At 70.0% G+C, this 14,684-nt stretch carries 12 protein-coding genes; 9 read left to right on the plus strand and 3 right to left on the minus strand.

From position 1 onward, the window contains the following. Positions 1 to 49 precede the first annotated feature (49 nt). The gene (locus nbrcactino_RS04025) at positions 50 to 751 is read left to right on the plus strand and encodes a response regulator transcription factor (RefSeq protein WP_161926191.1); all 702 of its coding nucleotides are present in this window, start codon (positions 50 to 52) and stop codon (positions 749 to 751) included. Between the two features lie 7 nt (positions 752 to 758). Beyond that, positions 759 to 2,201, plus strand: coding sequence for a sensor histidine kinase (locus tag nbrcactino_RS04030; protein ID WP_161926192.1), 1,443 nt, complete (start codon positions 759 to 761; stop codon positions 2,199 to 2,201). A gap of 5 nt (positions 2,202 to 2,206) precedes the next feature. Here nbrcactino_RS04030 and nbrcactino_RS04035 read toward each other — a convergent pair whose 3' ends face one another. Then, complete coding sequence (locus tag nbrcactino_RS04035; RefSeq protein ID WP_161926193.1) at positions 2,207 to 3,331, minus strand: NDMA-dependent alcohol dehydrogenase; 1,125 nt, start codon at positions 3,329 to 3,331, stop codon at positions 2,207 to 2,209. Positions 3,332 to 3,448: 117 nt separating this feature from the next. Between nbrcactino_RS04035 and nbrcactino_RS04040 the strand changes: the two genes are divergently transcribed. Further along, the gene (locus nbrcactino_RS04040) at positions 3,449 to 3,877 is read left to right on the plus strand and encodes an HIT family protein (protein WP_161926194.1); all 429 of its coding nucleotides are present in this window, start codon (positions 3,449 to 3,451) and stop codon (positions 3,875 to 3,877) included. Between the two features lie 47 nt (positions 3,878 to 3,924). On the opposite strand, the gene nbrcactino_RS04045 is transcribed toward nbrcactino_RS04040, so the two are convergent. Then, positions 3,925 to 6,039, minus strand: a complete 2,115-nt coding sequence (locus nbrcactino_RS04045; protein WP_161926195.1) for a RecQ family ATP-dependent DNA helicase — start codon at positions 6,037 to 6,039, stop codon at positions 3,925 to 3,927. A 99-nt stretch (positions 6,040 to 6,138) separates the two neighbouring features. Here nbrcactino_RS04045 and nbrcactino_RS04050 point away from each other — a divergent pair, with 99 nt between their 5' ends. From nbrcactino_RS04050 to purD, 3 genes are read left to right on the plus strand one after another with little or no spacing between them, the layout of a single operon-like run. Then, entirely contained in the window at positions 6,139 to 8,130 is a 1,992-nt protein-coding gene (locus nbrcactino_RS04050) for an ArnT family glycosyltransferase (protein ID WP_161926196.1), read from the plus strand. Positions 8,131 to 8,147: 17 nt separating this feature from the next. After that, positions 8,148 to 9,350, plus strand: coding sequence for a low temperature requirement protein A (locus tag nbrcactino_RS04055; protein WP_228460669.1), 1,203 nt, complete (start codon positions 8,148 to 8,150; stop codon positions 9,348 to 9,350). A gap of 10 nt (positions 9,351 to 9,360) precedes the next feature. Further along, entirely contained in the window at positions 9,361 to 10,614 is a 1,254-nt protein-coding gene (gene purD / locus nbrcactino_RS04060; RefSeq protein WP_161926197.1) for a phosphoribosylamine--glycine ligase, read from the plus strand. A gap of 140 nt (positions 10,615 to 10,754) precedes the next feature. On the opposite strand, the gene nbrcactino_RS04065 is transcribed toward purD, so the two are convergent. After that, a complete protein-coding gene (locus tag nbrcactino_RS04065) occupies positions 10,755 to 11,723 on the minus strand; it encodes an alpha/beta hydrolase (RefSeq protein ID WP_161926198.1) in 969 nt (322 codons plus the stop codon). A 132-nt stretch (positions 11,724 to 11,855) separates the two neighbouring features. On the opposite strand from nbrcactino_RS04065, the gene nbrcactino_RS04070 reads away from it, so the two are divergent. The 3 genes from nbrcactino_RS04070 (at position 11,856) to nbrcactino_RS04080 (ending at position 14,681) form a co-directional block, all read left to right on the plus strand. After that, on the plus strand, positions 11,856 to 13,499 hold the full coding sequence (locus nbrcactino_RS04070; protein WP_161926199.1) for an acyl-CoA dehydrogenase family protein: 1,644 nt from the start codon (positions 11,856 to 11,858) through the stop codon (positions 13,497 to 13,499). A 61-nt stretch (positions 13,500 to 13,560) separates the two neighbouring features. After that, a complete protein-coding gene (locus tag nbrcactino_RS04075) occupies positions 13,561 to 13,971 on the plus strand; it encodes a hypothetical protein (protein WP_308470331.1) in 411 nt (136 codons plus the stop codon). An 83-nt stretch (positions 13,972 to 14,054) separates the two neighbouring features. Further along, entirely contained in the window at positions 14,055 to 14,681 is a 627-nt protein-coding gene (locus nbrcactino_RS04080; protein ID WP_161926200.1) for a TetR/AcrR family transcriptional regulator, read from the plus strand. Positions 14,682 to 14,684 lie beyond the last annotated feature (3 nt).

The following is a 14,684-nucleotide window of genomic DNA, read 5'->3' on the forward strand; positions in this document are numbered from 1 at the left end:
CCCAGCGGTTTGACAGGCGGAGTGGGTGGCGGCGGGTCACACTGGTGCCATGACTGCTGCGAAGGACGCCCGCGTCCTCGTCGTCGACGACGAGGCGAACATCCGCGAACTGCTGAGTGTGTCACTGAAGTTCCAGGGATACGACGTGGTCACCGCGGCCAACGGTCCCGAGGCTCTCGACATCTGCCGCACCAACCGCCCCGACCTGCTGGTCCTCGACGTGATGATGCCGGGGATGGACGGCTTCGGCCTGCTCAAACGGTTGCGCGACGACGGGATCACCGCGCCGGCCCTGTTCCTCTCGGCGCGCGACTCGGTGGCCGACAAGGTCAACGGCCTCACCATCGGCGGCGACGACTACGTCACCAAGCCGTTCAGCCTCGAGGAGGTGGTGGCGCGCTTGGAGGTCATGCTGCGGCGGTCCGGCTTCGTCGAGGGCGGGGACCGCCCCACCCGGATCGTCTTCTCCGACGTCGAGCTCGACGACGAGACGCACGAGGTGTGGAAGAACGGCGAGCTGGTGTCGCTCTCGCCGACAGAGTTCACCCTGTTGCGCTACTTCATGGTCAACGCCGGCACCGTGCTGTCCAAACCCAAGATCCTCGACCACGTCTGGAACTACGACTTCGGCGGCGACGTCAACGTCGTCGAGTCCTATGTCTCCTACCTGCGGCGCAAGATCGACACCGGGGAGAAGCGCCTGATCCACACGCTGCGCGGCGTCGGCTACGTCATGCGCGAACCGCGATAGGCCGGCCGTGTCCCGTATCCCGCTCCGGGTGTCCCTGGTGGCCTTGTCGACGCTGCTCGTCGCCACCGGGCTGGCCTTCTCCGGGTTGTTCGTCAGCCGTGCGATGAGCGAGGACCTGTACCGCCGCGTCGACGACCAGCTGCGGCAGGCCGTCGAGACCTGGGCCCGACCCCGCAACCCGCGGGTGTCCAACCAGCGCGGTCCGGCCAACGCGCGCCGCCCACCGTCGAACTTCTATGTGCGCATCGCGCTGGGCGAGGGCGTCATGGTGCGCAACAACGACTCCGGATACGAGCCCGACGTCTCGATGGTCGAGGACAACGCGGCGGAGAAGTTCGGCCCGGTGACGGTGCCGTCGGTCGACCCGGACGGGCCGTCGTGGCGGGTCATCAAGTCGAGCAACCCCGAGGGCGAGTCGATCGTGGCCATTCCGCTGACGATGCTCGACACCACGCTCAACCGACTGCGGCTGATCCAGACCGGGGTGGGCGTCGTGGTCGTGTTGGTCATCGGGGTGCTGGGCTACCTGCTGGTCCGCACCAGCCTGCGCCCGCTGCGCCGGGTGGAGGAGACCGCCCACGCGATCGCCGACGGCGACCTCGGCGAGCGCGTCCCGGAATCCTCGCCGCGGACCGAGGTGGGCAGTCTGGCCATCTCGCTGAACAAGATGCTCGCCCAGATCCAAAGCGCGTTCGATGCGACGGAGTTGTCCGAGCAGCAGGCGCGGGCCTCCGAGGAGCAGGCGCGCGCCTCCGAGGAGAAGATGCGCCGATTCGTCGCCGATGCCGGCCACGAATTGCGGACGCCGCTGACCTCCATCAAGGGCTTCGCCGAGCTGTACCTGCAGGGTGCGGTCGCCGACGCCGACGATGCCTTCGGCCGCGTCAACGACGAGGCGGAGCGGATGAGCCTGCTGGTCTCGGATCTGCTGATGCTCGCCCACCTCGACGCCGACCGCCCGGTGGAGAAGGCTCCGGTGCTCGTCGACGACCTCGCCGTCGAGGCGGTCCGTTCCGCCCAGGCCGCGGCACCGGACCGGACCATCAACCTCGAGATCCCCGACGACGAGTCCCCGGTGGTGCTGGGCGACCACCCGCGGCTCATGCAGGTGCTGCGCAACCTGATCAACAACGCGGTCGCCCACACGGCGCCGCCGGCGACCATCACCGTCGTGGTCCGCGAATTCGGCGACACGGTCCGGATGGAGGTCGCCGACACCGGGCCGGGCCTGACCCCGGAGGATGCGGCGCACGTGTTCGACCGGTTCTACCGAGGTGACAGCTCGCGGCAACGCGGGTCGAGCGGCGGCGGCAACGGGTTGGGGTTGTCGATCGTCTCGGCCCTGGTGGCCGCCCACGGCGGCACGGTCGGAGTCGACTCCGAACCGGGCCACGGTGCGACCTTCTGGGTGGAACTCCCGGCCGCGGCGGTGGCCGACGAGCCGGTCTGACTCCGCTACCAGTCGGTCTCGTCGTAGACGACCATGCCGCGGATGTTGTTTCCCTCGAGCATGTCGTCGTAGGCCTTGTTGATGTCCTCGAGCCGATAGGTCTGGGTGACCAGGTCGGACAGGTTGAGCAGCCCGGCCCGGTACTCGTTGAGGAGCTTGGGCACCTGGGTGCGCGGACCGGCGCCGCCGAAGATCGCGCCCTGGACCCGCTTCTGCAGCAGGGTCAACTCGAAGAGGTTCAGCTTCACATCCATCGCCTGGAAGTCGCCCATGCCGACGACGACGGTCTGTCCGCCCTTGCCGACCATGGCCATGGCGGGGGCGATGTGCTCGCCCTTGATCTCGCCGACGGTGAGGATGACGGTGTTGGCCATCTGGCCCCAGGTCATCTCGCCGACCTGCGGGATGGCTTCCTCCATGCTCTCGAAAGTGTGCGTGGCCCCAAGCTTTTCGGCCATGTCGCGCTTGAACTTCACCGGGTCGACGGCGACGACGTAGCGCGCGCCGGCGGCCTTCGCGCCCTGCACGGCGTTGATCCCGACGCCGCCGATGCCGACCACGACGACGGTGTCACCCGGTCGGGTACCGCCGATCTCGGTGGCCGACCCCCAGCCGGTGGCGACACCGCAGCCGAGTAGGGCCGCCTCCTTGAGCGGGATGTCATCCTCGATCTTGACCAGCGACGCCTGGTTCACCGTGATGTACGGGGAGAAGGTGCCCAGCAGACACATCTGGGTCAGTCCCTGGCCGTTCAGCGTCACGCGGTGGGTCTTGTCCGAGATCGACAGCCCGGTGAGCAGGCCGGCCCCCTCGTCGCAGATGTTCTGCGCACCCCGCGAACACGGGCCGCACACCCCGCAGGCCGGGATGAACGCGGTGACGACGTGATCGCCCTCGGCGAAGCGGGTCACGCCCGGTCCGACCTTCACGACGGTGCCCGCCCCTTCGTGGCCGCCGACCACGGGCATCGGTGCGGGACTCTGCCCGGTGCGCAAATGGTGGTCGGAGTGGCACAGCCCGGAACTGACCAGGCGCACCTGCACCTCGCCGGCCACCGGGTCGCCGAGCTCGACCTCCTCGATCTTCCAGTCTTCGTTGACGCCGTGGAGTACCGCTGCTTTGGTCTTCATAGCCGTAGTCTGCTCCGAACCGTCGCCACATATGGCGGCTTCGGCATAAGCCCTGCCAGGCTGCCCTAACCGGTGGGCGGATTGACATCTCGGGCCAACTCCGTTGGCATGAGTGCTATGGCTTCTGTGTTCTCGATGATCATCAACGGCGAGCTCCCGGGGCGCTTCGTGTGGCGTGACGACCGCGTGGTGGTGTTCCTGACCATCAACCCGGTGACACCCGGCCACGTGCTGGTGGTGCCGGTGGCCGAGGTCGACCACTGGGAGGCCGTGGAGCACGGGCTCTTCGACCACCTGACCGATGTCGCCCGCACGCTGGGCCAGGCGGTCAAGCGCGGCTTCGACGCCCCTCGCGCGGGTCTGATGATCGCCGGGCTCGAGGTGCCGCACCTGCACCTGCACGTGTTCCCGGCCTACAAGCTCGAGGACTTCTCCTTTGCCGCGGCCGACCCCGACCCGGACCCGGCCGAGCTGGACAAGGCGGCGGCGACGATCCGTGCGACGCTGCGCGAGATGGGCCACGGGGAGTTCGTCCCCCAGGACTGACCCGCCGGCCTCGACGCTGCGACGTCGGCTAGACGCTGCGGTGTTGGCTAGACGCTGCGGTGGACCACGAGTGGGAGAACCGCGGTGGCGCCGGCATCCCGCAGCTGCTGGGCGGCGATGGTGACCGGCCACCCCGACCGGGTGTCGTCGACGACGAGCACGACTGCGCCGGACGGGTGGGCGCCGGGGTCGATGCTGATCGCATCGCGCCAGTGGGCGGCCTCGGCGGCGGAGTTCGCGTCGTCGGCGGGTCCGCCGGGTCGAACCGCAACGGCACCGCCGGGCCGCCGCCCGATGCGGCGCAGCGCGTCGGCGAGGTCGGTGGCCGTCGAACCGCCGGTCAACCCCAGCGACCAAATCTCATCGGGGCGGATCCCCGACTCGCGGCCCCACGGGCCCAGGGTCGCCAGGGCGGCCTGGGCCAACTCGTCGACGGCCTCGGCATCGCCGCGGCGCACCCCGGCGAGCACCTCCTGCCACTCCGGCGCATCGGCGTGCGCCAGCACCCGGCCGGGTTCGGCCAGCTGTGTCGGCGGGATCCGGCCGCGGGTGCCGAAGGCGCCGCCGGGCCACATCTTGCGTGGTTCGAGGACCGTCGCCGCGCCCCGCAGTGCCCGCGTGATGGTGCGCACGGCCTCATCGTCGACGGTCGCGCTCCAGGCCGGCTCCCCGGCGCCCGAGCGGCACACGCTGCACCGGCCGCACGGCTGCGTCAGCGGGTCGTCGAGGGAGGCGGTCAACAGCTGCATCAGGCAGCGCTCGCTGCGGACGTAGGAGCGCATGATGTCGGCCTCGTGGCGGCGCAGCGCCACGATCGCGTCGTAGTGCTCGGCGTCGTAGTGCCACGGCGTCCCGGTGGCGAACCACCCCTCGGTGCTCCGCTCGGCGGCCCCGTCGACCGCGAGCTGCTTGAGCATCAACTCGATCTTCGTCCGGCGCAGCCCGGTCACCGCCTCCAGTTCGACGACCGAGACCGGCGACGACTCGTCGGGCAAGGCGTCGATGAGGACCGCCATGTGCTGCGGATCGGGCAGCGACGCGGTGGCGAAGTACTCCCAAATCCGGTCGTCGGTGCCGGAGGCCAGCAGCATGACCACGGCCTGCTCCAGGGCGCGCCCGGCGCGGCCGACCTGCTGGTAGTAGGAGACCGGGGACGGCGGTGAGCCGATGTGCACGACGAAACCGAGGTCGGGTTTGTCATACCCCATCCCCAACGCTGACGTGGCGACGAGGGCCTTGACCTCGTTGCGGCCCAGGGAGTCCTCCAACCGGTGGCGGGTGTCCGCATCAAGCTGGCCGGTGTACGCGGCGACCGGATAGTCGGGGCCGTGGACCGCCTTGATCGCGGTGACCAGGCGATCGGCGTCGGCGACGGTGAGCACGTAGACGATGCCCGACCCCGGCAAGCCGTCGAGGTGCTGTGCCACCCAGCCGTAGCGCTGGATGGGGGACAGGCCGTCGATCACGTTGAGGTGCAGTGACTTTCGTGCCAACGGTCCGCGCAACACGGTGGTGTTCTCGCCGAGCTGTCGGGCCACATCGGCGGTGACGCGCTCGTTCGCCGTCGCGGTGGTGGCGAGGACGGGCGAGGCGGGGTTGAGCTGGCGCAGCACGTCGGCGACGCGGCGGTAGTCGGGCCGGAAGTCGTGGCCCCAGTCGGAGATGGCGTGCGCCTCGTCGATGACGAGAAGGCCGAGCCCGGCATCCCGGTCGGCCAGCGCGGTGAGCACCCGGCGACCGAACCCCGGGTTGGCCAGGCGCTCGGGGGAGACGAGCAGCACGTCGAGGTCGCCGTCGCGCACCCCGGCCTCGATGGCCGACCAGTCGTCGATGTTGGTGGAGTTGATGGTCGCCGCGCGCAGACCGGCGCGCCGGGCCGCCTCGACCTGGTCGCGCATGAGCGCCAACAACGGTGAGACGACCAGCGTCGGGCCGGCGCCCGCAGCGCGCAGCAACGCCGTGGCCACCCAATAGACGGCGGACTTGCCCCATCCGGTGGCCTGGACGACCAGTACCCGTGCGCCGACGGCTGACCCCGGCCCGGGCGGTTCGACGAGGTCGGTCACCGCGACCAGCTGGTCGTCGCGCAGACTCGCCCCCGGACCGGCCAATGCCGCGACGACCTCGTCGGCCTTTTCCCGGGCAGTCGCATCCAACGTCATGTCGCCACGGTATCGGCCGGATCCGACAGGCGGCGACTCATAGCCGGCGCATAGCCGCCTCTCATCGCGGAGAAGTGTTGGCCCGGCAGGGTTGAGAACATGATCGAGCAGACTGTCCGCGCCGACGACGAGCGCGCCACCGCGGACCACAGCGAAAACCCGGTCGGCGAAAACCCGGTCGGCGAGAACCCGGTCACCCGATGGGTGTCGCTGGGTGCGTTGCTGGTCGCGACCGCGGTCGCCAATCTGTGGAACCTGTCGGCCAACGGCTGGGGCAACTCCTTCTACTCGGCGGCGATCCAAGCCGGCTCGCAGTCGTGGAAGGCGTGGTTCTTCGGGTCGTCGGACATGGCCAACTCGATCACCGTCGACAAGCCGCCCGCCTCCCTCTGGATCCCGGCGCTGTCGGTGCGGGCCTTCGGCCTCAACAGTTGGGCGATCCTGGTCCCCGAGGCGCTCATGGGCGTGGCCTCGGTGGCCCTGCTGTATTTCTTGACCCGTCGCTACTTCGGGCATTGGCCGGCGATCCTCGCCGGCCTCGTCCTCGCCACCACTCCGGTGGCGGCGTTGATGTTCCGGTTCAACAACCCCGAGGCGCTGCTCATCCTGCTGATGATCGCCGCGGTCTGGGCCGCGTGCCGGGCGCTGGAGAGCGGGCGGATGGGCTGGTTGGTGGCCTGCGGGGCATTCGTCGGGTTCGGCTTCCTGGTCAAGCAGATGGCGGTGTTGCTGATCGTCCCGGGCATCGCGTTGGTGTACCTGTTCTGCGGTCCGCCGCGGCTGTCCCGCCGCGTCGCCGGGCTGGTTGCGGCCGGGGTGGCCGCCGTGGTGAGCGCGGGATGGTGGATCCTGACCGTCGAGCTGTGGCCGGCGTCATCGCGGCCGTACATCGGCGGTTCGGCGAGCAACTCAGTCCTCGAGCTCACCCTCGGCTACAACGGGCTGGGCCGGATCAACGGCAACGAGCGCGGGGCCGTCGTCCCCGGCGGAGCGGGCGGTGGTTATCTCCCCGGCGGACCGGGCGGTGGCCATCGGCCCGGTGGAGCGGGTGGTGGGCCGTGGGGCCAGGCCGGCCCCTGGCGGATGTTCGAGCCCGGACAGGGCGGGCAGATCGCCTGGTTGATCCCGGCCGCGCTGATTCTCGCCGTGGCCGGACTCATTCTCCTGCGCCGAGCGCCCCGCACCGACGGCCAGCGCTCCTACCTGCTCGTGTGGCTGTCGTGGCTCCTCGTCACCGGGGGCGTGTTCAGCCTGATGGCGGGCATCTTCCACAGCTACTACACCGCGGCCCTGGCACCGGCCGTCGCCGCACTCGTCGGTGCCGGATCGGCACTGCTCTGGCGGAACCGAGAACGGGTCTGGGTTCGGGCCGTTGCCGCAGCGGCGACGGTCGTCACCGCGGGATGGGCGGCGGTCCTGCTCGGCCGGTCGCCGGACTTCCTCGGTTGGCTGCGGTGGGCGGTCCTGGCCGCCGGCATCGTCGCCGCGCTCGGTCTGCTGGTCCCCCGGCGCCGCGTCGCGGTGGCCGCGGTGGCGTTGGCGCTCGTCGCCGGCTTGGCCGGGCCGGTGGCTTACATGGCGCAGACGTTGGGTACCCCGAAGTCCGGATCGATCATCAGTGCCGGCCCCGGCGACGGGGCCGGGCCGGGGGGCCGCGGCCCCGGCGGTCGAGGGCCGGGGGCTCATGGTCGCCCGCACGGGCCCGGCATGCGCGGACCGGGTGGACCCGGCGGGCTGCTCTGGGGGTCGAAACCGGATGCGGCGGTGGTCGACAAGCTGCTCGCCGATTCCGGTGACTACACCTGGGTGGCCGCCACCGTCGGGTCGAACGCGGCGTCGGGCTACCAGTTGGCCACCAACCGATCGGTTTTGCCGATCGGGGGCTTCAACGGCACCGACCCGTATCCGACGCTGGCACAGTTCCAGAAACTGGTCGCGGAGAGCAAGATTCGGTACTTCATCGGCGGTGGCGGTGGACCGGGCAGCGACGACGACCAGCCCTCGGCACAGATCTCGGCCTGGGTCGCGGAGACCTTCACCTCCGTCACGGTGGCGGGGATAACCCTCTACGACCTGACGCTGCCGAAGTAATTGACTAGAGTTGCCGCGTGCCTTTGCGTTCACAACTGCGGCGGATGATCGGTCGGGACCCGGCCGAGGAGGGCCGCGCCGGCAGCAGCCTGGAGATCTTCTACGACCTCGTCTTCGTCGTCGCCTTCTCGGTCGCCTCGACCCAGCTCGCGCACTTCGTCGCCGAAGGCCACTACCGCACCGCGACCCTCGGCTACCTGCTCGCCACCTTCTCCGCGATCTGGGCCTGGATCAACTTCGCGTGGTTCGCCTCGGCCTTCGACACCGACGACTGGCTCTTCCGGCTCCTGGCGCTGGTGCAGATGCTCGGCATCGCGATCATGGCGATCGGCATCCCCGCGGTGTTCACCTCGATCGACGCCGGCGAGCACCCGGCGATCACCGTGATGGTGATCGGTTACATCGTGATGCGCGTCGGGATGGTCGCGCAGTGGGTGCGTGCCGGCCTGTCGTCGCCGGACAGTCGGCGGACCTGCTTCACATATGCGGTGACGACGCTGGTCGCCCAGGCCGGGTGGGTCTTCCTCGCCCTGGCCCCGCTGAACCTGCGCGACACGCTGATCGGCGCCGTCATCTGTGTAGGAGTGGAGATCGGCGGCCCCTGGTACGCCGAGACCAAGGTTCAGCCGACGCCCTGGAACCCCGATCACATCGCCGAGCGCTACGCCACGCTGACGGTCATCACGCTCGGCGAGGGCGTGGTGGGCACCGTCGCGCTGCTGCAGGCACTCATCGAGCGGACCGGGTGGAGCCAGCAGACGATCATCCTGGGGTTGACCGCCATGGGGGTCACCTTCGCCATGTGGTGGCTGTACTTCCTGCTGCCCAACGGCGAGGCGCTGCGCGAGTTCCCGCAGCGTTGCTTCGGATTCGGCTATGGGTCCATCCCGCTGCTGATGGCGTGTGCGGCGGTCGGGGCCGGGCTCCACGTCGTCGCGCTGTGGATCGAGAACGAGAGCCACATCTCCGACTTCGCTGTCGTCGGTGCACTCGCCCTCCCAGTGGGCGTCTTCAGCATCGGATTGCTGGTCATCAACGCCTACCTCACCCGCGGCCAAGAGGACGGTGCCATCCTCGGCTGGGCGGCGGTGGCCGCGGTCATCCCGCTCGTCACCGGGCTGGTCCTGGCCGGGGCGGGGCTGCCGCTGATGCTGTGTGCCGTGGTCGTGTGCCTGACACCGGTGCTCCCGGTTCTCGTCGTCGAGACCGTCGCCGACTAGGCTGTGGCGCGTGCGCGTACTCGTCATCGGCTCGGGCGGCCGTGAACACGCCCTGCTCCTCGGACTCGCAGCCGACCCCTCGGTCACCGATCTCTTCGTCGCCCCCGGTAACGCCGGGACGGCGGCGATAGCGACGAACCGCAAGGTCGACGTCACCTCGGGTGTGGCAGTGGTGGCCCTGGCCCGTGAGGTCGAGGCCGACCTCGTCGTGATCGGGCCGGAGGTGCCGCTGGTACTCGGCGTGGCCGACGCCTTGCGCGACGCCGGGATCGCGACGTTCGGACCGAGTGCCGCGGCCGCACAGATCGAGGGTTCCAAGGCCTTCGCCAAGGAAGTCATGGCCGCGGCCGGGGTGCGCACCGCGGCAGCCGAGGTGGTCGACAACCCGGCCGACCTCGACGCCGCGCTCGACCGGTTCGGGCCGACCTGGGTGGTCAAGGACGACGGCCTGGCCGCCGGCAAGGGCGTCGTCGTGACCACCGACCGCGCCAAGGCCCGCGACCATGCCGCGGAGTGCCTGGAGGCCGGGCACCCGGTGCTGCTGGAATCCTTCCTCGACGGGCCCGAGGTGTCGTTGTTCTGCCTGGTCGACGGGGAGACGGTGGTGCCGTTGCTCCCGGCGCAGGACCACAAACGGGTGGGTGACGGCGATACCGGCCCCAACACCGGCGGGATGGGTGCCTACACGCCGCTGCCGTGGCTGCCCGCCGAAGCCGTCGACGCGATCGTCGAGGACGTCGTGAAACCCGTTGCCGCGCAGATGTGCTCGCGGGGCACCCCGTTCTCCGGCCTGCTGTACGCGGGGCTGGCGATCGGTGCCGACGGCCCGGCCGTCGTCGAGTTCAACGCCCGCTTCGGTGACCCGGAGACCCAGGCCGTGCTCGCCCTGCTGCGCTCGCCGCTGGGGGAGGCGCTGAACGCCACCGCGACCGGCACGCTCGCGCAGCTGCCGCCGTTGGAGTGGGAACCGGGCTCAGCGGTGACCGTGGTGCTGGCGGCCGAGAACTATCCCGGAACCCCGCGCACCGGTGACGTGATCGTCGGCGCCGACGGCGAGGGGGTCCGCCACGCCGGTACCGCCCTCGACGAGCAGGGGCGGATCGTGTCGTCGGGCGGGCGCGTCCTCGCCGTCGTCGGGACGGGTCCGGATCTGGCCGCGGCCCGCGATGCGGCGTACACCCGGCTGCAGGACGTGAAGCTCCCCGGCGGACATTTCCGCACCGACATCGGGCTGGCCGCCGCCGAGGGCCGCATCTCCCTCTGACGCCGACTGGGTCCTTATCTCCGCCGACTGGGCCCTTATTTCCGCCGACTGGGCCCTCGATTCCGCCGACTGGGCCCTCGATCCCGCCGACTGGACCCTTATTTCCGTCGAGTGGGCCCTCGATCTCGTCGAGTGGGTCCTCAGCGCGCGAGGTTGCGGCCCAGGAACTGCACGTGGTCGGGCAGCATGCTGCGCCAGTACCGGTTGGTGTGACCACCCGCAGTGGCCGAGAAGGCCGCCGGCGGGTGCAACTCCGCGGCCCATTGGCGCGTGTAGGTGAAGAACTGGTCGCTGGTGCCGATCGTGATCATCGTCGGGATCTTGGCGAAGGCCTTCTGCTGTCCGTACAGCGAGCTCGCCTGGTAGTCCTCGAAGGAGTCGAAGGCGCGCGGCGGGTAGACGTGGGGGTCGGCCCACAGGGCCGGCGAGCTCACCGAGACCGCCGCCACCCGGGGAGCGCCGACCAGCGACGCGAGGCGCAGCGCGCCGTACCCGCCCATCGACCACCCGTACAACCCGATCCGCTCGGTCGACAGGTTCAACTGGGGGTTGCCGGCCAGCATCGGCAGGAATTCGTCGAGGACCATCGCGCCGGCGTCGGCCCCGTTGGCGCGGCGGTGCCAATAGTTCGTGCTTCCGTCCACGGCGGCCAGGGCGAACGGCGGGTTGCCGTCCTCGACATAGGCCTGCAGGACGTTCTGCATCTGGAGCTTGCGGTTGAAGATGGTCCGCTCGTTGGTGTTGAGCGCATGGAGGACGACGACGACGGGCAGTTTGCCGGTCACCCCGTTCGGCCGCGCGACCGCCCAACGGGTGTGGCGGCCGAGCATCTTCGCCGACGCGAACGAGCCGGTGATGAGCGGCGGTCCGGGAACCGGGCGCGAGTCTTGCGTCTCGGTGGGCAGCACGTCGTCGGCCTGCGACTGGTCGTCGAGATTGTGCTCGGCGGCGGCCGGTTTGGTGCGTTCGGACGAGGAGCAGGCAGCGAGTCCGGCCAGTGCGGCGATGCTCACGCCGCCGACGAGGGCGGTGCGCCGCGACAGCAGTCGGCCGTCGGTGTCTTCACATGCGGCCGATTGCTGTTCTGGGGTGGGGGAACTCGTTGTCATCTCGAGTGCAGATACTACGTGGGCATGCTGACAGCGCGATGAGTACGCGCCGGTCGGGAAAGAAGTGACAGATGGGGCGGTCGGGCGGTTGGGGGCGTTTGCGCCGAGTGGGCGCTCGCTAGACTGTGTGCCGTGAAAGCGAACCACATCGTCACCAACCAGGTCCCTCCGCTGGAGGGCTACGACGTCGCCAACTACCCGGTGCTCACCGAGTACCTGGACCGGGTCGGTGCCGGCGAATCGCTGCCCGATCTGCACGAACTCGGGCAGATGGCCGGGTCGGCCGAGTGGATCACCGTGGGTGACCTGGCCGAAGAACACCCGCCGGTCCTGGAAACCCACGACCGCTACGGGAACCGGATCGACCTGGTGCGCTACGACCCGTCGTATCACCGGCTGATGGACAACGCGGTGTCGCACGGTCTGGCCGGACGGCCGTGGGCCCTCGACGACCCGCACGCCCACCTGGTGCGATCGGCGAAGTTCAGTGTGTGGACCGCCGTCGACGCCGGCCACGGCTGTCCGATCTCGATGACCTACGCCGTCATCCCGGCGCTGCGCCACAACCCCGACCTCGCCGCGCGCTATGAGGCGGGCCTGACGTCGCTGGAGTACCAGCCCGAACTGACCGTCCCGACCGCGAAGCGCGGGCTCATCGCCGGCATGTCGATGACCGAGAAGCAGGGGGGATCCGACGTCCGGGCCAATACAACGACGGCCGTCGCCCAGGCCGACGGCAGCTACCTGATCACCGGTCACAAGTGGTTCACGTCGGCGCCGAACTCGGATCTGCTGCTCGTGCTGGCGCAAACCTCGGATGGTGGTTCGGCCGACGGCGTCTCGTGCTTCTTCGTCCCGCGGATCCTGCCCGACGGGTCGCGCAACAACATCTTCCTCCAGCGCCTCAAGGACAAGCTGGGCAACCATTCCAACGCGAGCAGCGAGGTCGAGTACCACGACGCGGTCGGGTGGATGGTCGGCGAGCCCGGCCGCGGGGTGCGCACCATTATCGAGATGGTCAACATGACCCGTCTCGACTGCGCCACCGCGTCGGCGGCCGTCATGCGCAACGGCACCACCGCCGCGGCGCACCACGCCGCCTACCGCAGCGCGTTCGGCGCCAAGCTCGTCGACCAGCCGCTCATGCGCAACGTGCTGGCCGATCTCCACGTCGAGGCGGAGGCCGCGACCCTCACCGCGCTGTGGCTCGCCGACCTCACCGACCGCGCCCTCGCCGACGAGCGGTCGGCCCAGTTGCGGCGCATCAGCCTGGCGGTCAGCAAGTACTTCATCTGCAAGCGCGCACCGATGCATGCCGCCGAGGCGTTGGAGTGCCTGGGCGGCAACGGCTACGTCGAGGACTCGCGGATGCCGCGGCTGTTCCGCGAGTCGCCGCTGATGTCGATCTGGGAGGGCTCGGGCAACGTGGCGGCCCTGGACACACTGCGGGCGATCGGCCGGGAACCGCAGACACTGGCCGTCTTCTTCGACGAGCTCGACGCGGCCACGGGGTCCGACCAGGCTTATGACGACGCGGTCGCCGCGGTCAAGAACGCCTTCACCGACACCGACGCACTGGAGTACCGCGCCCGCCACCTCGTCGGGCAGATGGCGACGCTGCTGTCGGCGTCGCTGCTCATCCGATACGGCCACCCGGCCGTCTCCGACGCCTACGTCCACAGCCGTCTCGACGGTTCGTGGGGCTCGGTATACGGGACGTTGGGCGCCGGCGTCGACACCGCGACGCTGATCGCGCGGGCGACCCCCAAGCTCTAGAGCGCCTCGTCGCCGGTGATGGTGGGTTAGCCTTGGGCAACCCCGGGAGGAAGGGATCGGAGTGGGAAAGACAGTTATCCCGACGACGATGGTGGTGGGAGCGGCAGCGGCGGTACTCGCCGGCGCGCTCACCGGCATCGGCGCCGCAACGGCCAATGCAGTGCCCAGTGGACGGGTGGATCCGGGGGTGGGCTTCTCGTCGAACGCCTACGGCACCGGGTGCAGCTACTCGATGACGGTGCCGGTCAACGCGTCGGGCAAGGTCACCTTCTGGGAGAAGAAGCCCGGCAAGTATCCGCCGCTGTTCATCGGGGCGGCCCGCGCCCAGGGGGCGACGGCGGCGGTGACGTGGGTCCCGCAGCGCGAGGGCATCCGCCAGGTCTACGCGGTCCAGAACGGTAAGCGGTCGAATTACACCATCGCGCGGGTGCACCGGGGCTACGGCACCGCAGGATTCTGTTTCGCGCTGTAGCGCGCCGCCCCGCGACCTGTGGGTAGCCCTTGAGGTCGCCCAAACCGCCACGGCACGCGGTGTCACTTTGGCACGATGCTGGCATGGCCGCCGCAACCCCCAAAGGTCAGGCGCGCCGCCAACTCCTCGCGGAGGCGGCCGGCGCCCTGCTGATGAAGCACGGCCCCGACGCGGTGCGCCACCGCGCGGTCGCCGAGCTGGCGGGGCTGCCGTTGGCGTCGACGACGTACTACTTCTCCTCGCTCACCGACCTGCTGGCGGCCGCGGTGGAACGCACCTGCGAGATCGACGCGCAGGAGATGACCGAGCGGTGCGCCGCGTTGCCCGCGCAGTCCCGCGACGCCCGGGACACCGCCGCCGCCCTCGCCCGGGTCTTCGTCGGTGAGGAGCCCGTGTCGTCGCAGTTGGCGGCGCGCTACGAACTGTTCGTGCTGGCCGCCCGCCACCCGGAGTTTGCGGAGATGATCAGCCACCGGCAGGACCGGGTCTCCGAGATCGCCGCCGAGGTCCTGGACAAGTCGCGTCGGCACAGTGCCCCGGCGGGCGTCCACAAGTTGATCGCCTTGGAGAACGGCGCGCTGCTGGAGTCGCTCGCGGCCGACGGCCAGACCCACGGCGATCCGGTCAGCGCGGTCGCCGACGCCGTCGTCGACGTCGTCGACGTCCTGGCACCGGCCCTGCCGCAGATGGTCGGGTCGAGCGGCAACTAAACT

This window comes from Gordonia crocea (genome assembly GCF_009932435.1).
In the GTDB taxonomy this organism is placed as follows: Bacteria; Actinomycetota; Actinomycetes; order Mycobacteriales; family Mycobacteriaceae; genus Gordonia; species Gordonia crocea.